Here is a 19,343-nt window from a genome sequence, read left to right on the forward strand (position 1 = left end):
CATCGTAGGGCGGATAAGCGTCAAGCGCATCCGCCGCAACCCTTTAATAATCCCCCACGGTGGCATCTACGCCACCGTTTTTATATACTGCCCGCCTTCAAGCCGTTCCGGGAGCGACTCCCGGCGACATTTTTGTTTCAAGATGAGCCGACACCGACCGGTGTTACGCGCTGATCTCAAGTGGCCTTTGGTAGGGGTCACCACTGACACAGAGGATACACATGCCTGTAGTAAGTCTTCCCGATGGTTCCAATCGCGAGTTTTCCCAGCCGGTAACCCTGATGCAGGTGGCCGAGGACATTGGTCCGGGCCTGGCCAAGGCGACCGTCTGTGGCCGTATTGACGGCCACCTGGTCGATGCCTGTGAGCTGATTGAGAACGACGTCAAGGTCACCCTGATCACCGGCCGCGACGCCGAGGGGCTGGAGGTCATCCGCCACTCCTTCGCCCACCTGGTCGGTCATGCGGTCAAGCAGCTGTTCCCCGAGGCCAAAATGGCCATTGGTCCGGTGATTGAAGACGGCTTCTATTACGATATCGATTTTCCGCGCCCGCTCACCCCGGAAGACCAGGACGCGATCGAGCAGCGCATCAAGGAACTGATCAAGACCGATTACGACGTGATCAAAAAGGTGACCCCCATCCAGGAGGCGCGCCAGCTCTTCGCCGAGCGCGGTGAAGACTACAAAGTCGAGCTGATCGACAACCTGATTGAAAACGGCGAAACCGAGGTGGCGCTCTATCACCACCAGGAATACGTGGACATGTGCCGTGGGCCGCACGTGCCCAATACCCGGGTCATGCGCCACTTCAAGCTGATGCGCGTGTCGGGGGCCTACTGGCGCGGCGATGCCAGCAACAAGCAGCTGCAGCGCATCTATGGGACCGCCTGGAATGACAAGAAAGAGCTCAAGGCCTACCTGCACCGCCTGGAAGAGGCGGAGAAGCGCGATCACCGCAAGCTGGCCAAGAAGCACAACCTTTTCCACATCCAGGAAGAGGCGCCGGGCATGGTGTTCTGGCACCCGCGCGGTTGGTCCATCTACAAAACGCTGGAAGACTACATGCGCTACCAGCAGAACCGCCACGGCTACCAGGAAATCCGCACCCCTCAGGTGGTGGATATGTCCCTGTGGCACAAATCCGGCCATGCCGAGAAGTTCGGCGAGGGCATGTTCACCCTCAAGTCCGAAGAGCGGGATTTTGCGGTCAAGCCCATGAACTGCCCCTGCCACGTGCAGGTGTTCAATCAGGGCCTAAAGAGCTACCGGGACCTGCCCCTGCGTCTGGCCGAGTTCGGCTCCTGCCACCGCAATGAGCCCTCCGGCTCACTGCACGGCATCATGCGGGTGCGCGGCTTCGTCCAGGACGATGCCCATATTTTCTGCACCGAAGAGCAGATCCAGCCGGAAGTGTCCGATTTCATCGATCTGCTGCACCAGGTGTACGAGGACTTTGGCTTCGACGAGGTCATTTATCGGCTCTCCACCCGCCCCGAGCAGCGGGTGGGCAGCGACGAGAGCTGGGACAAGTCCGAAAAGGCCCTGGCCGACGCGCTCAACGCCAAGAACCTGGACTGGGAAGAACTGCCGGGTGAGGGCGCCTTCTACGGCCCCAAAATCGAGTTCTCCCTCAAAGACTGCATCGGCCGGGTCTGGCAGCTGGGCACCATTCAGGTGGATTTCTCCATGCCGGGGCGTCTGGATGCACAATTTGTGTCGGAAGATGGCTCGCGCCAGGTGCCGGTCATGTTGCACCGGGCCGTTCTGGGCTCCTTCGAGCGATTTATCGGTATTTTGATCGAACATTACGAGGGTGCCTTCCCCGCCTGGTTGGCGCCGGAACAGGCCGTGGTGCTCAATATTACCGACAATCAGGCCGAATATGCCCAAAAAACCGAAAAAACCCTGCGAGATAAAGGATTTAGGGTCATTTCGGACTTGAGAAACGAGAAGATCGGCTTTAAAATCCGCGAGCATACTCTACAACGGATTCCGTACCTGCTCGTGATTGGCGACAAAGAGATGGAATCCGGCTCCCTGGCCGTGCGGACGCGCGGTGGGGAAGACCTGGGTATTATGAGCGTGGAGTCCTTTGCCGAGCACTTGGCCGCCGATGTGGCCCGGCGCGGGCGAGGCGAATCACAGTAGGCGCGGGCCCCAAGGGGCCGGCGCCGCTGGCGATAACACCTCACTTTTTTAAACAGACAGGAGAAAACAGCTATCAAACGACCAACAGCTGCGAAAGGCAAATCCAAAAAAGCCCGTATTAACGACCAGATCGAGGCCAACGAAGTTCGACTGATTGGGGCTGATGGTGAGCAAGTGGGCATTGTTCCCTTTGATGAAGCACTGCAGACAGCACAGTCCGCTGACCTGGATTTGGTGGAAATAGCCTCCGATAGTGACCCGATAGTCTGCAAGGTGATGGACTACGGCAAACACCTGTTTGAAATCAAGAAAACCAAAGCCGCTGCCAAGAAGAAGCAGAAGCAGCAGCAGATCAAAGAAATGAAGTTTCGTCCAGGGACGGAGTCCGGAGACTATCAGGTCAAACTACGCAACCTGATACGTTTCCTTGAGAACGGGGACAAGGCCAAGGTAACCCTGCGTTACCGCGGCCGGGAAATGGCTCACCAGGAGCTCGGGATGGATGTGCTGCATCGCATCGAAGAGGATCTGGTTGATCTGGGCACCGTGGAGCAACAGCCAAAAATGGAAGGCCGGCAGCTCACCATGGTGATCGCCCCGAAAAAGAAGAAGTAGCTGGGCTTTTTAGCTGCCTGAGTTACTGTTTAATCACACTTTGAATGCGGAGTTTTATCCCATGGCATCAAAAGCTAAAGTACACAGTGGCGCCGCCAAGCGCTTTAAAAAGACGGCGGCTGGTTTTAAGCACAAACACGCTTTCAAGAGCCACATCCTCACCAAAATGACCACCAAGCGTAAGCGTCAGCTGCGCGGCACCAGCATCCTCAACGATGCGGATGTTCCGGCGGTTAAACGGCTGTTGCGCACCAACTAATCGGTTGATCGCAGACACTTATTTTTTGAGGAGGTTTTAAATGGCTCGAGTAAAACGTGGTGTGGAGGCTCGTCGCCGCCACAAGAAAGTTCTTAAAGCAGCAAAAGGTTATTATGGAGCCCGGTCACGGGTATTCCGCGTAGCCAAACAAGCGGTTATCAAGGCCGGTCAGTACGCGTATCGCGACCGTCGCAACAAGAAGCGTAGCTTCCGTCAGTTGTGGATCGCGCGTATCAACGCTCAGTCTCGTGCTGAGGGTGTGACTTACAGCCAACTGATTGCCGGCTTGAAGAAAGCCGACATCGTTCTGGACCGTCGCGTTCTGGCCGATCTGGCCGTGCACGACAAAGCCGCTTTTGCGGTCGTTGTTGAAAAGGCTAAATCAGCTCTGGCTGCTTAATCGTCAACAACGTCCTGCACCCCCGGGTGTTTGAACGAGCGCGATGAAAAGGAGGGGCTGATGCAGTCCCTCCTTTTTTTATGGCCAAGATGAACGGTATACCGCGAACGCGTGGACGCCCCACAGGGATGTGGTAAGTGTCCCGGAGCGCCGGGAGCGCGAAGGGGACCAAGCAGGAGCGGTAGCGTTCCGCCACAAATAGATGTGTTTAGGGCAAGTTGCTCTCAAACTAGATGGGTTTGACTGATGGATAATCTTACTGCGCTGACCGAAGCAGCGCTTAAACAGGTACAAGAAGCCGACGATCTGGCGGTCCTGGACAAGGTGCGGGTGGAGTACCTGGGCAAGAAGGGCAGTATCAGTGCCCAGATGAAGTCCCTGGGCAAACTCCCCGCCGAGGAGCGACCCGCCGCCGGCGCGCAGATCAATGAAGCCAAAGGCCAGGTGCAGGAAGCGCTCAGCGCCCGCAAGGCGGAGCTGGAGCGCGCGGCCATTGATGCCCAACTGGCGGCGGAGACCCTGGATGTCACACTGCCGGGGCGGGCGAACAGCACCGGCGGTCTGCACCCGGTCACGCGCACCCTGGAGCGCATCGAAGCCATCTTCGCCGCCGTGGGGTACACCGTGGAAGAGGGTCCGGAGATCGAAGATGATTACCACAACTTCGAGGCCCTGAATATTCCCTCCCATCACCCGGCGCGGGCGATGCACGATACCTTCTACGTGGACGATACCCACGTGCTGCGCACCCACACCTCGCCGGTGCAGGTGCGCACCATGGAGCACCAGAAGCCGCCCATCCGCATCATCTGCCCCGGGCGGGTCTATCGCTGCGACTCGGATCTGACCCACACGCCCATGTTCCATCAGATCGAAGGGCTGGTGGTCGATCGGGGCATCAGCTTCGCTGACCTCAAGGGCACCGTGGATGAGTTCCTGAAGTCCTTCTTCGAAGCCGACGTGCCCGTGCGCTTTCGGCCCTCTTACTTCCCCTTTACCGAGCCCTCGGCCGAGGTCGACATCGGTTGCACCCACTGCGGCGGCAAGGGTTGCCGGGTGTGCAAACAGTCGGGCTGGATCGAGGTGATGGGCTGCGGCATGGTCCACCCTGAAGTCTTCAGCGCAAGCGGCGTGGATTCCGAGGAATTCACCGGTTTCGCCTTCGGCATGGGGGTCGAGCGCCTGGCCATGCTGCGCTACGGCGTGAACGACCTGCGCCTGTTCTTCGAAAACGATCTGCGCTTCCTCAAGCAGTTTTAAGAGTCTTTTAAGAGTCCGACTATGAAATTAAGCGAATCCTGGTTGCGGGAATGGGTGAATCCCGCCATTACCACCGATGAACTGGCCGCCCAGCTGACCATGGCGGGTCTGGAAGTGGACGCCGTGGATCCCGTGGCTGGCGACTTCACCGGTGTGGTCGTGGGCGAGATCGTCTCGGTCGAGCCCCATCCCGACGCGGACAAGTTGCGTGTGTGCAAGGTCGCGGGCGATGGCGAGGAGCTCAGGCAGGTGGTCTGCGGCGCACCCAATGCGCGCGAGGGCATCAAGGTGCCGTTTGCCGTGGTCGGCGCCCAACTGCCCGGCAACTTTAAGATCAAAAAGGCCAAGCTGCGTGGCGTGGAGTCCTTTGGCATGCTCTGTGCCCAGACCGAACTGGAAGCGGGGGAGGACGATGACGGCCTCTGGGAGCTGCCGCTGGATGCGCCCGTGGGTACCGACCTGCGCGATTACCTGAGCCTCAACGACCAGATCATCGAAGTGGATCTGACCCCCAATCGCAGCGACTGCCTGAGCCTCAAAGGCGTGGCCCGCGAAGTGGGCGTCCTCAACCGGCTGCCGGTCACCGAAGTGACAACCGCGCCGGTCAAACCGCTGACCGATGACAACCTGACCGTGACCCTGAGTGCGCCGGAGGCCTGCAGTCGTTACATCGGCCGGGTGGTGCGCAATATCGATATCAGCCGCCCCAGCCCCCTGTGGTTGCAGGAGAAGCTGCGGCGCGCGGGCCTGCGCAGCATCGATCCGGTGGTGGATGTCACCAACTACGTGCTGCTCGAGCAGGGCCAGCCCATGCACGCCTTTGACCTGAACACCCTGCGCGGCGGCATTGATGTTCGTATGGCTGATGCCGGGGAAACCCTGGTGCTGCTGGACGAGCAGGAAGTCACCCTGACCGAGGGCACGCTGGTCATTGCCGACCACGATCGGCCCCTGGCCATGGCCGGCATCATGGGTGGTAAAGACAGCGCCGTCGGCCCCCAGACCAGAGACATCTTTCTGGAGAGCGCCTTCTTCAACCCCATCGCCATTGCCGGTAAAGCGCGCGCCTACGGCCTGCATACCGACTCCTCCCACCGCTTCGAGCGCGGCGTGGATTACGAGTTGCAGGAAGCCGCCATGGAGCGCGCCACCGAGCTGCTGCTGAGCATTGTCGGCGGCGAGCCGGGTCCTCTGGTCAAAGCCTGGGACGAGGCGCACCTGCCCCAGAACCGGCAGGTCACCCTGCGCCGCGAGCGCATTGTCAGCGGCCTGAGCCTGGAGCTGCCTGACGAGGAGGTGGAAGCCATTCTGGAGGGCCTGGGCCTGACCCTGGTCGAGCGCACCGAGCCCGGCTGGACCTTCGCCGTGCCCAGCTATCGGTTCGACCTGGCCATCGAGGCCGACCTGCTCGAAGAGCTGGCGCGCATCTACGGCTACAACCGTCTGCCCACCCGCAGCCTCTCGGCCGCCATGGCCATTCCCGCGCGGCCGGAAGGGCAGTTAGCGCTGGAGACCATCCGGCGTGAGCTGGTGGCCCGTGACTTTCAGGAGGCCATCACCTACAGCTTCATCGAGGCCGGCCTGAGCAAACAGTTTGAGCCGGATCTGGATCCCGTGCCGCTGCAGAACCCCATCAGCGCTGATATGGGCGTGATGCGGCCGACCCTGCTGCCCGGCCTGGTCACCACGCTCCAGTACAACCTGAACCGCCAGCAGGAGCGGGTGCGCCTGTTTGAAACCGGCCAGCGCTTTGTGCCGGGCGAGGGCGGGCTGCGCCAGGAGCCCATGCTGGCAGGTCTGATCTACGGCAGCCGTCAGCCCGAAGGCTGGGCCAACGCCAAAGAGAACGTGGACTTTTACGACCTCAAGGGCGATCTGGAGGCCGTGCTGGCGCTGACCGACGCCGCCGACGAGTTCCGGATGCAGCCCGAGAGCCACCCGGCGCTGCACCCGGGCCAGTCGGCCGCCGTCTACCGCGGCGACACCCGGATCGGCGTCATCGGCACCCTGCACCCGCAATTGCAGCGCTCGCTGGACATCCCGGGGCCGGTGTTCGTGTTCGAGCTGGCGCTGGATGCGCTCAAAGACGCCAGAGCGCCGGCCTTCGAGCCGCTCTCGCGCTACCCCTCGGTGCGCCGCGACCTGGCACTGCTGGTGGATCGTGAGGTTCCGGCCCAGAGCCTGTTCGATTGCGTCAAAAACAACGCCGGAGAGCAGCTGCGGGACTTAAAGGTGTTTGACGTCTATGTGGGCAAAGGTATTGATCCGCATAGAAAAAGTGTGGCGCTGGGCTTGACCTTTCAGGATCCTTCCCGCACTCTTAACGAAGAAGAAATCAACGCCTCCGTGGAGCGTGTGGTTAAGCGCATGGAGGAAGACTTTAGTGCCACCCTCAGATAGGGACACAACGTATGACGGGCGGGGCTCTCACAAAAGCCGACTTAGCCGAAAAACTCTACGAAGAGCTGGGCCTCAACAAGCGTGAGGCCAAGGAGCTCGTCGAGCTCTTTTTCGAGGAAATCCGGCGGTCACTGGAAACCAACGAACAGGTAAAACTGTCCGGTTTCGGCAACTTTGACCTGCGAGATAAAAGCCAGCGCCCCGGGCGCAACCCCAAGACCGGGGAAGAAATTCCCATCAGTGCCCGTCGCGTTGTCACCTTTCGTCCAGGACAAAAACTTAAGGCCAAAGTAGAAGCCTATGCTGGAACCAAGCCATAACGACGAATTGCCGGTCATCCCCGGCAAGCGCTACTTCACCATCGGTGAGGTCAGCGAACTATGCGCGGTGAAACCCCACGTACTGCGCTACTGGGAGCAGGAATTCCCCCAGCTCAAGCCGGTCAAGCGCCGGGGTAACCGACGCTACTACCAGCGCCAGGACGTGCTCACCATCCGCCAGATCCGGGCGCTGCTGTACGACCAGGGCTTCACCATCGGCGGCGCCCGCCAGCAGATGGAGGGCGAAACCGCCCAGCACGACGCCAGCCAGTTCAGCCAGCTGGTCAACCAGATGATCGCCGAGCTGGAAGAGGTGCTGGAAGTGCTGAAAACCCGCTAAATCCAGCAGGTTAGACGGTTGCAAAATCACAAAAATCGGGTATTATGCCCATCCCTGTGACGGACAGCCCCAAAAGGCACCGGCCACAGTGAACCACAATCGGAGCGTAGCGCAGTTTGGTAGCGCACTACACTGGGGGTGTAGGGGTCGCAGGTTCAAATCCTGCCGTTCCGACCAAATACCCACGTTTAAGCCCTTGATTTTCCTAGAGAAAGTCAGGGGCTTTTTCGTTGTAGGGGATTATTTTGCCCCTTTTTTTGCCCCTCCGCTATTTCTTCAGTTTTGGACGGTATTGAACCGCCTCTTGCAGATGCTCCGGCGCCAGGTGCGAATACCGCATCGTGAGCAGGTCCTGCGGGTGTTTCTGGAAGATCTGGCGCTGCCTGCCCCCAAAACTGGACGCCAAAATCAACCCCGGGGCAGTAAGCTCGATCCCTTCAAGTCGTTCATCGAGCAGCCGTTACCTGAAGGTGTCTGGAACGCCGAAGTGATTCTCCACAAAATCAAAAACTTAGGGACACTCTGATTAGTTCCCAAAATTTGCGATAATACACGCGTTGTCAAAATCCCTGACCGTGAGGTTTAAAAATGCGTCAACAATCTCTGGCCGATGGTTTTGAAAAACATCGCAAGAAAACCCGTAAAGAGCGGTTTCTCGAGGAGATGGACGAAATTATCCCCTGGCAGTGATTTTCTGAATCTCGATAAAGCAATCGAGTGATTAATCACAGTTTCCTTAAGGAAGACTTAGTATAAGGAGAAGAATGATGTTTTTTTCAAGCCGGTCCCTGGGGCTTTTTACTTTATTTTTAACGTTAGGCGCCTGCGTTTTTCTGCCATTTGAAGGGAGACGGACAATACACATTCACCCTGGAGGCCTTGAGGGCGGTTCACTTGAACGTGTGGTGAGTGAGCTGGAGGAGAAAGGTTACAGTGTATCAGTCAGGGATAATCAGTCACCGTTCACGGGAATGGGGAATACCCTGGTTCACGACGCGAGTTTCAATCGTGATTACGATATCGACCAAATTGATGCCGTGCTTCGTCGACATGGCGAGAGTATTAGTACGGTGATCGCCCGTGAGGGGCAGAACCATCGCTATACACAAGGGAATGTTGGGCTTTACCTTGATTCTGGTGCTGTGGGGGATGACGCTCAGGTGCTGAAGGAGCAGCCTCCCGTGTCTTTGAGGGACGTCGAATTCTCCTCTCAGGACTGCGGTGCCACAACAGTGCTTAACTTTGACGAAAACACGGCGGTATTTGCCACTCTCGGCGTCGAATCGCAAGTAACTGTGCCGTGGAAGCAGCCAGATGAATCCACGGTGCGAGTGACGGCGGGTCAGAATAACCGCTTTGAAATTCACCAGCGGACGGCTCTTGATGAGCGGAAGCGGATCACTACGTTAGTGTTGATACCGAAGGGGTACTACCGTAACCCGTTTGGGTGCGTTTACGTCGGACGCATGACTGAGTCTGTTCTTTAAATGCAACCGGTAACGGACAGCCAAATCGATGAGCTGCTCCGTTCGCCCCGCCTGGAGCGGGCAATCGGGGTACTGTACCTTCCGGAAACCGAGCGCCAGAGCCACTATTTTCGCTGTACGCTGTCAAAGCAGTTCGACGCGGTGTTTCATTTCGATCGCACCCGTGCTCTGGAACCGTTGGACAATGTATCGAGGTGGACCGGGACCAGTCCCGAAACCTATCCATTCGGTGTGTAAATTTTTAGTCAATCTGGATGAGAGGTATCACATGAAACCCATTATGCGGACCCTGGGCGCTGTCATGACCTCAGTCATGCTGTTTGCCACTCTGTCATGCAATTCGGAAACTCCCGAAGACGAATCCTCGGCCGAGGAGGTCAAACGGGAGACCCGGGAGCTGCTTGATTCGCTCGGCTCCTACACCGCTGATCAGCGGGAAGAGGCGCTTGAACGCTCGAGAGACGCCCTGGATCGACTGGATGAGCGCATTGAGGCGTTGGACGCGAAGGTTCGTGAAAACTGGAGCGAGATGGACGCGGAGACCCGTGAGCAGACCCTTGAGAGCCTGGAGGCGCTGCGCGAACGGCGCATGAAGCTGGCCGAATGGTATGGCGGTATGAAAAACAGCGCCGGCGAGGCCTGGCAGCACGTGAAAGGCGGTTTCTCCGACGCCTATCGGTCGTTCAGCGAAAGTCTGCAGGAGTCGGAGGAGGAGCTGGGCGACGAATCGCAATAGTGGCCGCTTTGGGTGTTGGGACTGAAATGTCCATAGCTGGATCATTTCTCGAAAATGGTCTATAATGAGACCTGATCGGAAGAGGTGATCCCATGGCCAATATTCAGTTCAGTCCCGAGGCCGATCAGGCCCCCATGCAGGTGGCGGGCCTGAAGGCGGCGTTTAATATCCTGGAGCGGTGGGGCTGCACCAAGACGCAGCAGCAGGCCATTTTGAGCCTGCCGCGGGCGACTTACTACAAGTATCGCCAGGCGCCGGAGAGTGCGCAGCTGAGTCACGATCATCTGGAGCGCATCAGCTATCTGCTCAACATCCACGCCAGTCTGGGGATGGTGTTTGAGAACCCGGAGAACCGCTATGGGTTCATGAAGATGGCGAATCACAACCCCTACTTCAACGGCCGGAAGCCGCTGGAGCTGATCAGCACCGGGTCGTTTGCCGCGCTCTATGAGACCTTCAAGCGGATTGATGCCTTGCGGGGCGGGCAATGGTAAGGCTGCCTGAAATCGAGGTGGATGAACCGAAGTCCTACCGGCTGGTGAGTTCACGCTATCCCACCATTGCGTTATTTGAGGATGTCGCCAGCGCCGAAGACTTTGAAGATCTGTACGCGCTGCAGGCGATGACCAATCCGCGTCTGTTGACCCAGGCCGGTGATCTGAATCTGGTCCCCCGGGAGGAGATTCCGTTCGGGATTACCGGCTGCTCCTATGCCATGGCCTCGTTTACCCATGTGAACCCCGAGGGCAGCCGGTTCAGTGATGGCACTTTCGGAGTGTTGTATCTGGCCGACTCGATGGAGACGGCGATCCGCGAGATCAGTTACCATCAGAACCGCTATCTCTCGGGTGTGGAAGGGCTCAAGTACGACCGCCTGGTGTTTCGGGGGTTGCGCTGCGCCTTCGGGGGCAGCCTGAGTGACGCCACCGGGCTCGATGAAGACGACCCCATTTATGCCCCGGATGATTACAGCCACAGTCGCGCACTGGGGTTGAGTCTACGCAAGCGCGGCGGGGAAGGCTTGAAGTATCGTTCCGTGCGCAACGCCGGCGCCCTGTGCTGGGCGCTGTTCACCCCGAAAGGGGTGCGCCGCGTGGTTCAGGCGGCGCACTATGAGTTCATCTGGGATGGCGAGGCGATCTCCAGTATCAACAAGATCAGTCTGCAGCACTCCTAGTTTTCAGTACTTTTAGCTTTCAGTACTCATCGAAAGACCGCCGTTTAATGATGGGCGGCGGTCTTTTGCTTTTGAGCAAACTTTCCTACTGCTTTTCCATGATCCGCACAGTCTCCGTCGGGCTTCGTCCAAAGGTCTCGGGTTGATACATCTCTTCGGCTTTGGCCGGCGGGGCGATAAATTCGCCGGGCGTGGTGGCCAGGGCGGTGTATTCATACTGATAGACGCCGCCCTCCAACTGGGTGGCAAACACTTCCACGCGTTCGTCCCGCATCTGCTGATGGTTGTACCAGTGGGGTTGCCAGTAGCGGGTGCGGCCTTCGACCGCTCTTGAAGGCTCGACGCTGGCGGTGCCTTCAAGGTTCGGGTTCATGGGCTCCAGGCCGGCGGGCAGATAGTCGGCCAGAGCCACGTGATGGCGCCGGGCCGGGGCGGTCAGTGTCAGTTTGACGCGAACCGCCGCGCCGGCGCGAATTTCCCAGACGCCGTCGGAGCCCTTGCGAACATCGTCGTCGCGGTTGATGGCCTCGTACTCCCGCTTGACCCGAAAACCGTGAGAGGCGGCGTCCAGTTGCAGGTCGTCGGGGGCGTAGCGAAGTCCGAGCCGGTAATAGAGCCGTCCGGTACCTTGATGTTGCAGCGCCAGTGTCGGATTTTTCGGCCCTTTGAGCAGGTGCTGCATGGGCACTTCTATGGCGTTGGTTTCGGTGGTCCGGCCCTGGTACTCGTGCTCTCCCAAAAACAGATCGCCCAGCCAGGCGCGGGCGGTCAGTTGCGGCTCCTCGGCCTCGCGCTGGTGGAAGTAATGTTTCAGCGCCTGCAGTACAAACACGTTTTCCTGGGTGTTGCCCCAATGGCCCTTGTGGCGCTGGTTCAGTAATCCCCGGGCGAGTTTTTCCACCAGTGTCTGATCGGGGTCGGTGCGCAGGAGGGCGTCGAGGACAACGGCATCGGTGCGGCGGGCCCCGTGCAGCACCCAGTGGCCACCCTCGGGGTAATCCTCCACAAACTGTGCGGTGGCCGCGGTTTCGCGCACGCGGTTATTCAGGCGTCGCTCGATTTCCGCTCGCATTTCAGTGGTGTCGGGTGCATCGTGGGTGACCGACAGCAGCCAGCCCAGAGTTTCCGTGCTCAGCTCGTCTTCCTTTGCGTTATCAAACAACTGTTGCGCCGCTTTGGGTTGCGGGTTGCCGGCGAGTGTCTGCACATAAAAGCCGTATGCCAGGACCGCATGCTGTTGTCTTGAGTCGAGTCCATCCGGCAGCTGTTGGTTCAGGTCGGACAGATACTGAATCGCCCGTTTGAGCATCTCGTCATCCACGGCGTAGCCGGCATCACGCGCGCGAAGCAGGGCGTGGGTTGCATGCACGGATACATAGGCCTGGGAGTTCTCACTGGCGCGCCAGAAACCCCAACCGCCGTCGGCGTTCTGCAGTTTCGCCATTCGCGTCAAAATGTCTTTCACGCGGGTTTTGATGGTTTCTCCCGAGGGCATCTCATCGCCGGCGAAGGCCGTCATCAGATCGCCCAGGGCCGCAATCGACATCAGTCGGGAGGCCAACTGCTCGGTGCAGCCGTAGGGGTAGTCGAGCAAGTAACGATAGGCGTCGGTCAGTGATTGAAACTGGGTGGAGCTGGTGCTCAGGTTCAGGCCGCCGAAGTCCGGATAGACGTTGCCGGGCACGCTGACCGGATGGAAATCGGCCCCCTCGGTCAGGCTGCCGTACTGGGCAAAGGCCTCGGTGGTGGCCGGGGTCAGCACGGGGATTTCCAGCTCGGCGGCGTCCTGCAGGTTATCGGACTGGGCGATTACCTGAAGGCGGGCGGTGCCCGCCGATTCCGGGCGGGCGCTGAACCGGACTTCGCGCCGGTCGTTGGCGGGCACGGTCAACCGTCGGCCCGCCGCATCGGTGAGTTCCAGGTTACTGGCGCGCAGGGCCAGCTCGACGGTCATGGGTTGGGCGGTGGTGTTCTGCACCACCACCGGCAGCTCGACAGTATCGCCCAGGTTCAGAAAACGCGGCAGGGAGGGGCGGACCATCAAGGGCAGGCCGACTTCCAGTTCGGTTTCTCCGGTGCCGAATTGCTGTTCCCGGTGAACCACCGCCATGACCCGGTAGCGGGTGAGGTTGTCGGGCAGGGTGAAGGCGGCTTCGGCTCGGCCGTCGTCGCCCAGGTCGATGGATGCCGAATAGGTGGCCAGTGCATCAAAGTCGGTTCTCATCGATGCTGTGGAAGATTTGCCAGATGGCGAACCTCGTTCCGATGCTTCGTAGCGGGTCACGATATCGCTGCTACCCAAAGCGACCATTTCTTCCAGTCTTTCTGGAGGGGGCGTTTGCTCAACAACACGCAGGTTGTCCCGCAATCGATAGTCCACCACACCCTCTTCAATGAAGCCGTAAAAAATCGGCAGAGGCAGTGGAAGCTGATAACCGGCCAGCGTCAGAACTGATTCGTCGACCGCGTAGAGCGTCACCTCTCCGGCATCGACCGCGGCTCCCTGATGGTCTTTCACTTCAATCTGCACGCGAGCCTGTTCGCCGGGTTTCAATTGCGCGGACTCCAGGGTGAGTGCCACATCCAGTTCGCGACTCTCGCTGCTGACCGGCAGGTCAAGGCGGCCTTGGGACTGAACGGGTCTGGAATCGATTTGACCCACGGCCTCCACATCCACCACCAGCTTGGGGATCGAATGTTCTGCAATCGGAACTTCCAGGGTATGGGTGCCGTCTTCCAGGCGGATGCGCTCGTAGGAGGCAATACCCTGTCGGCGTACAGTCACCAGCGCCTCGGCCGGCGCAAAGGGCGTGGTGATCTGGATGCTGGCGGTATCGCCCGGGGCATAGCGTTCCCGGTCCGGTATCAGTCGAATCTCTTCCTGGTCGGCGTCATCGATCGGGGGTGCGTCGGGGCGCTCGCCACTGACCCAGAGATCCATTCGGGTCTGGTTCCGGCGTCCCTCTGAGTCGGTCACCTGGGCGGTCAGTCGGTACTTGCCAGCCTGCTCGGTGTTGAATTGGCATTGCTGTACCTTTTTGTCCGACTTGCCCGACGTAAAAGTGCAGGTCTGTTTTGAGGTGGGTTGCCAGTCGCCGTCGTGCCGCTTCATGTGCTCGGCGGTAACTTCGGCTTTCTGATCGGGCAGGGGATTACCCTGAATATCAACCACCATCAGATCCAGTTCTATCATCTCCCCCTTCTGTGCGAACAGGCTCTCCGGTTTGACACCAATGTAGGCATTGGCCGGATGGATCAACAGCTCGCTGGTTGAGGCCCACTGCTGGCGATTGACATCGGTCACGCTCGCCTCGGTGACAAGCCGGTGGGGATACACCATCGGTTCGAATTCCAGCTCGGCATTGGGAACAATGGGCAGATGGTGTTGACCGTTTTCGTCGGTCTGGCCGCTCAGCGATTGCCGCCATTGCTCTTCGTCATAAAAATGGCTTCGAAGCCAATAGGGTTGCCAGTGGCCAAAGGTATAACCGTCCCAGTCGGGAGGTGAATAATGCCCGGTATGCAGGCTGACCTGCCAGTTGACCTCGGCGTTGGGCAGTGGGCCACCGGCGTAGTATCGCGCCGAGACACTGGCTTCCAGATCGGTCCCGGCAATATAGGGTTCGGTCGGCAGGGCCGTGGTCACTTCATATTCGGGGCGACGAAACTCTTCAATCTGAATCTCATGGTAGTGCTCACCGCGATCGACGGTGTTGTCATTGCTGATCAGATCGACCACCAGCGCGGCCCGTCCCAATGACGCCGTGGGCGGGATGGGAAGGGTCACTTCAAAAGCGCCCGACTCTCCGACCGTCTCACGTCCCCGGGCCAGTTCATTGCGCTGGCTGTCGTGAAAGCGCCACTCCAATTGGGTCACATCGTCCGGAAGGTGAATGTCTCCCTGCGGACCCGGGGTCAGTTCCCGGACGATCCCTTTGATGCGGGCGGTTTCGCCGGGACGATAGAGACCCCGGTCATCAAAAATCAGCGTCGGATAACGGTAGCCTTTTTCGCGAGAGCTATACCAGGAAGAGCTCCAGGTTCCAGAGTGACGACCGAGGGGCAGGAAAGCCGCGTCCTGTTCCTGTCGCGCGACCAACAGCGGGTCTTCGATTTCCTTCTCGATCAATGCCAGTGAGGCCATACCCTCGCTATCGGTAGAGGCCGAGGTTTCTCCCAGAGTGACAGAGACATCGGAGAGCGGGGTGCCCCGGTTCAGGTCCGTGGTCCACACCAGTGCCTGCTGTTGGTCCAACTGGGCACTAAGTCCGAGGTTGGTCACCTGTACCCACAGGGCTTTGGAAGCATGGCGATAGCGGTGTCGCTGAGGGACCTCGGTTTCCGGGTCGGGCGCACTGATCAGAATGACCAGGTGTCCCAGGCCTTGCTCGTTCAAGGCGTCCCTGAGGGGCAGTCGGTTCTGCACAAGAGTATTGAGCTCGCCGGGCACTGTTTTCGTGTATTGCTCGATCAGGGTCCCGGGCTTGGAGGCTTTTTCCTCGTCCGAGGGAGGGTTCAGACCGCGACGACGAATCTGTTGTTGGTAGCGAACGAACGACGACCAGTCCTTCGGCTCAACCCGCCGGATTTCCACATCGAACTGGTTTATGTTGCGCGTCACCACCGGCAGCTCAAGCAGCGTTTCTCCTGACAGAACCAGCAGGTCATTGCCGGGAACTTCCAACAGGGGGAAGTGGTTTTTGACTTCAAAGGAGAGCGTTACGTCCTCTGATAGCGACTGGCCAAAGCGATCTTGGGTTCCGGCTTTCAGTGTGACGGTATAGTCGGTGGCCGGTTCGGTACTTCCCTGAATTGATATTCTGTTTTCGTGTTGCCAGATGTTGGCGTCAGGGAGTGCCGGCTCGATGCTCAGTTGCTCTTCCGACCAGTCGTCCGTCAGGGGGTTGTTCAGGATGATGGACCAGCTGTCGCCCGGCCGGCAGGGCTCATTGTTCCAGTTGCACTGGGTCTCGGTGACTTCCAGGGGGGCTGCGATGCTGATGGCCCGGCTCTGGGCCCTGGGGGCTTTACGTGCACCTTCGACGGCTGGGGCACCGGCGGCCAAAGTCAGCTCGGCTTTGCTGGCTCGCGGCAGCGGTGTGGTCGGACGCAGGGCCAGCCAATGCCCCGACGGGAGGGAATCAATCCGATCGGAGGCGCCATTGCGGTCGCCCGCAATCTGTTGGTCGCTGGCCACCTCCAGCGAATACCTTTCTCCCTTTGCCGTCAACTCAATAAACGGGAGCAGTGTCTCGGGATCGATCGGCTGATTGAACACCAGGACCAGTACCGGCTGCCGGGAGACTGGCTCATCCGCACCCGGATGCGTCTGCTCGATCTGCAGGGGCGGCGTCGCGAAGTGCCAGTCGGTGTCTTCACCCAGCGGCAAACCGGCGGCGGAGGCGAACGCACCATCCACCTCGACAGTGTACTCCGTTGCCATGGGGAATCGGCCCGCTTCCGGCTCGAACACCAGCGTGCGGGTATCCACCCAACGCCAGTCGCCCTCAACGGCGGGGGTGATCGTCACGGGCGGCTTCTCGGTCAATTGCTCTGAATGGGCGCTCAGGGCCACCATGGGCGTCGAAAACGTCAGGCTGACCAGAGAGGCGCTCTCAAGCTCGCCTTCGGGCGCAAAGCGGGTCAGTCTGGGAGCCTCAGCCGTCTCTGTGGGTGGGTCCCGATCAGTGGCCGGGGGCGGGAACGCGCTCTGAAGGATTTCTCCGGGGGGCGGTGGGGGCTGTGACTCGGGACGCCGCTGGAACGCCTGTCGGTCCTCGGGGGCCTCCTGCAGAGGTGGAAGGCTCTCCAGCAGAGCCCGGGTTTCGTTGACGGTCAGCGTCCCGGTGGCATCCTCGCCCCGGTGTTGGCAGCCGCTGCCCAGCAGCGCTGCGGCGCTCAGCAGCAATAAGAGAAGTCCTGTCACCCTGTTGTGAGTCATATCCTGGCCCTGTTTTTTAGCGGTATTGGCAGTGCCCAATTCTTGCACCCGACTCCAGTCGCGGCAAGCGACTTGTGCCCCGCCAGTGGGCCAAATCCGCCGGGAAGCAGTACACTGTCTTTACTGTGTCTGAAAGGAGAGTGCGCATGCGCTTGCTCACAACCGCTTTTGCATTGTCAGTGATTCTGCTGAACGCCTGTAGTTCCGAGGCGCCGGAGTCGGAGGCCGAGCTGCCGGGCGCCCAGCCCGGCTACATTGAGACCGGGGACCTGGAGGCGATCAAAAAACGAGGTGAGTTTCGCATTCTGGTGCATCAGGCCGCCGATGATTACCTGCCGCGCGCGGGTTACCCCCTGGATATCGAACAGCGGATGGCGGAGCGGTTTGCCCGGGAAGAGGGGCTGAAACCGGTGTTGGTGCCGGTGGCCAACTATGGTGGGCTGCTCGAGGCGCTGTTGGCAGGACAGGGGGATGTGGTGGCCGCCAACCTGACGGTCACGCCGTCCCGCTCGGAGAAGGTGGGCTTTACCATCGGCGTGGATGAAACCCGCGAAGTGGTGGTGGGGCTCAGCGAGGGCCCTCAGGTCCGTTCCCTTGAGGATCTGGGAGGGCACACAGTGGGCGTGATGCGCGACACCAGTTTCTGGGAGCTGTCGCAGTCGCTGCTGGCCGGGCGGGATGAGGTGTCGATTGTGCCCCTGGATCCTACCCTGACCAGTGACGATGTGCTCGATGGACTGGTGGCGGGGAAGTATGACTTTGCGCTGCAGGACAGCAATGTCATGGACGTGGTGCGCACTTACCGGGAGGATGTCAAAACCCACTTCGCTCTGGGTGAGGAGCGTCCTCTGGCCTGGGCCGTGCGCCCGGATAGCCCGGAGCTGCTCAAGGAGCTCAATCGCTATCTGACCCGCGAGCGTCTGACCCGGGCCGAGGTGGACGCTCATACGGAGGACCTGGAGGGTATTCGCGAGCGCCGGGTTCTGCGGGTGATCACTCGCAACAATGCCGCCAATTACTATCTCTATCGCGGCGAGCTGGTGGGGTTTGAGTACGAGCTGGCCCGCCGCTTTGCCGAGAGTCTGGGTGTGCGCCTGCAGATGGTGGTAGCCGATAACCACGAGAGCATGATCCCCATGCTGCGCGAAGGCCAGGGCGATATGATCGCCTCCTTCATGACCCGCACCGAAGGGCGTCAGTCGCGCGTGGCTTTTTCCCGTCCCTATCACTACGCGACCGAGACCGTCGTGGGCCGCGCCGATGAGCCGGCGATGGACAACCCCGAAGCACTGTCCGGTCGCACGCTGCATCTGCGTCGCTCCAGCAGTTACTGGGAAACCGCCGAGGCGCTGGTGGACGAGGGGGTGGATCTGACCCTCGAAGCGGTGCCCTCCAATGTCGAGACCGAAGAAATCATCGCCCGGGTGGCACGGGGGGCCTACGACCTGACCATCGCGGACAGCCATATCCTCGAATCCGAGTTGACCTGGCGGGACGATATCCAGGGGCTGCTGTCGCTGGGCGAGCCGATCAGCCACGGCTGGGCGGTGCGTCAGGACAATCCTGAACTGCTCGAAGCGACCAACGAATTCTGGAACAGCGAGTATCGCGGCCTGCATTACAATATTCTGTATAAGCGTTATTTCCAGGACGATTCGCGCATCCGCAAACACCGGGATGGCCGGGTGGATGTGGTCGGCGGTGGTCAGCTCTCGCCCTGGGACGACCTGACCCGAACCTACGCCGAGCAGTACGGCTTTGATTGGCGGCTGGTGTTGTCGCAGATGTATCAGGAAAGCGAGTTTGACCCCAATGCTACCTCCTGGGTGGGGGCCAAGGGCCTGATGCAGGTCATGCCCCGCACGGGTCAGGAGCTGGGGCTGACGCCGCTTGATGACCCCGAGGTGAGTGTGCATGCCGGGGTAAAGTATATGGAGTGGCTGCGCCATCGCTTTCCCGAGCGTCTGCCCGTGGATGAGCAGATGTGGTTTTCCCTGGCCGCCTACAATGCCGGTGTGGGTCATGTCAGGGACGCGCGCCGATTGGCCGAGCAGCAGGGCCTGGATCCGGACCGCTGGTTCGGTAATGTGGAGGAGGCGATGTTGTTGCTCTCCGACCCGCAATACCACCGTCACGCGCGTTTCGGGTTTGTGCGCGGTCGGGAACCGGTAAATTATGTCCGCCATATCCGGGATCGATACCGGGCCTACGCGCGCCTGGTTGAACGCGAGCCCTAGGGGTATCCCCTCAGGGGTAGT

16 protein-coding genes and 1 tRNA gene are annotated in these 19,343 nt (G+C 59.9%); 16 read left to right on the plus strand and 1 reads right to left on the minus strand.

Annotated features, from left to right (window positions below; all coding sequences use genetic code 11):
- Positions 1-221 precede the first annotated feature (221 nt).
- The 15 genes from thrS (at position 222) to AAE484_RS12090 (ending at position 11,144) form a co-directional block, all read left to right on the plus strand.
- Positions 222-2,150 (plus strand): threonine--tRNA ligase, encoded by a 1,929-nt coding sequence (gene thrS, locus AAE484_RS12020; protein ID WP_341938641.1) that lies wholly within the window; start codon positions 222-224, stop codon positions 2,148-2,150.
- Positions 2,151-2,222: 72 nt separating this feature from the next.
- The gene (gene infC, locus AAE484_RS12025; RefSeq protein WP_341938724.1) at positions 2,223-2,765 is read left to right on the plus strand and encodes a translation initiation factor IF-3; all 543 of its coding nucleotides are present in this window, start codon (positions 2,223-2,225) and stop codon (positions 2,763-2,765) included.
- 61 nt (positions 2,766-2,826) lie between these two features.
- Positions 2,827-3,024, plus strand: a complete 198-nt coding sequence (rpmI, locus tag AAE484_RS12030; RefSeq protein WP_341938642.1) for a 50S ribosomal protein L35 — start codon at positions 2,827-2,829, stop codon at positions 3,022-3,024.
- Between the two features lie 40 nt (positions 3,025-3,064).
- The gene (gene rplT / locus AAE484_RS12035; RefSeq protein WP_341938643.1) at positions 3,065-3,424 is read left to right on the plus strand and encodes a 50S ribosomal protein L20; all 360 of its coding nucleotides are present in this window, start codon (positions 3,065-3,067) and stop codon (positions 3,422-3,424) included.
- Positions 3,425-3,670: 246 nt separating this feature from the next.
- On the plus strand, positions 3,671-4,684 hold the full coding sequence (gene pheS / locus AAE484_RS12040) for a phenylalanine--tRNA ligase subunit alpha (RefSeq protein WP_341938644.1): 1,014 nt from the start codon (positions 3,671-3,673) through the stop codon (positions 4,682-4,684).
- 21 nt (positions 4,685-4,705) lie between these two features.
- Entirely contained in the window at positions 4,706-7,084 is a 2,379-nt protein-coding gene (gene pheT, locus AAE484_RS12045; RefSeq protein WP_341938645.1) for a phenylalanine--tRNA ligase subunit beta, read from the plus strand.
- Between the two features lie 11 nt (positions 7,085-7,095).
- Positions 7,096-7,404, plus strand: a complete 309-nt coding sequence (gene ihfA / locus AAE484_RS12050) for an integration host factor subunit alpha (protein ID WP_341938646.1) — start codon at positions 7,096-7,098, stop codon at positions 7,402-7,404.
- Positions 7,385-7,744, plus strand: coding sequence for a MerR family transcriptional regulator (locus tag AAE484_RS12055; protein ID WP_341938647.1), 360 nt, complete (start codon positions 7,385-7,387; stop codon positions 7,742-7,744). The genes ihfA and AAE484_RS12055 overlap by 20 nt, the downstream gene beginning before the upstream one ends.
- Positions 7,745-7,844: 100 nt before the next feature.
- Positions 7,845-7,921: transfer RNA gene (locus AAE484_RS12060), tRNA-Pro, on the plus strand.
- Positions 7,922-7,940: 19 nt separating this feature from the next.
- The gene (locus AAE484_RS12065; RefSeq protein ID WP_341938648.1) at positions 7,941-8,270 is read left to right on the plus strand and encodes a hypothetical protein; all 330 of its coding nucleotides are present in this window, start codon (positions 7,941-7,943) and stop codon (positions 8,268-8,270) included.
- Positions 8,271-8,508: 238 nt separating this feature from the next.
- Complete coding sequence (locus AAE484_RS12070; RefSeq protein WP_341938649.1) at positions 8,509-9,231, plus strand: hypothetical protein; 723 nt, start codon at positions 8,509-8,511, stop codon at positions 9,229-9,231.
- A complete protein-coding gene (locus AAE484_RS12075) occupies positions 9,232-9,468 on the plus strand; it encodes an erythromycin esterase family protein (RefSeq protein ID WP_341938650.1) in 237 nt (78 codons plus the stop codon).
- A 31-nt stretch (positions 9,469-9,499) separates the two neighbouring features.
- Complete coding sequence (locus AAE484_RS12080; protein ID WP_341938651.1) at positions 9,500-9,967, plus strand: hypothetical protein; 468 nt, start codon at positions 9,500-9,502, stop codon at positions 9,965-9,967.
- Positions 9,968-10,059: 92 nt separating this feature from the next.
- Positions 10,060-10,461 carry an MbcA/ParS/Xre antitoxin family protein gene (locus AAE484_RS12085; protein WP_341938652.1) on the plus strand — a complete coding sequence of 134 codons (402 nt, stop codon included), beginning with the start codon at positions 10,060-10,062 and terminating at the stop codon, positions 10,459-10,461.
- Entirely contained in the window at positions 10,455-11,144 is a 690-nt protein-coding gene (locus AAE484_RS12090; RefSeq protein ID WP_341938653.1) for an RES family NAD+ phosphorylase, read from the plus strand. Before AAE484_RS12085 ends, AAE484_RS12090 begins: the two co-directional genes overlap by 7 nt.
- A gap of 85 nt (positions 11,145-11,229) precedes the next feature.
- Here the strand turns inward: AAE484_RS12090 and AAE484_RS12095 are convergent, their stop codons facing one another.
- Entirely contained in the window at positions 11,230-17,070 is a 5,841-nt protein-coding gene (locus tag AAE484_RS12095; RefSeq protein ID WP_341938654.1) for an alpha-2-macroglobulin family protein, read from the minus strand.
- Positions 17,071-17,231: 161 nt separating this feature from the next.
- Between AAE484_RS12095 and AAE484_RS12100 the strand changes: the two genes are divergently transcribed.
- Positions 17,232-19,322, plus strand: a complete 2,091-nt coding sequence (locus AAE484_RS12100; protein WP_341938655.1) for a transporter substrate-binding domain-containing protein — start codon at positions 17,232-17,234, stop codon at positions 19,320-19,322.
- Positions 19,323-19,343 lie beyond the last annotated feature (21 nt).

Origin of the sequence: Marinimicrobium sp. C2-29 (genome assembly GCF_038419845.1) — a bacterium.
GTDB lineage: Bacteria > Pseudomonadota > Gammaproteobacteria > Pseudomonadales > Cellvibrionaceae > Marinimicrobium.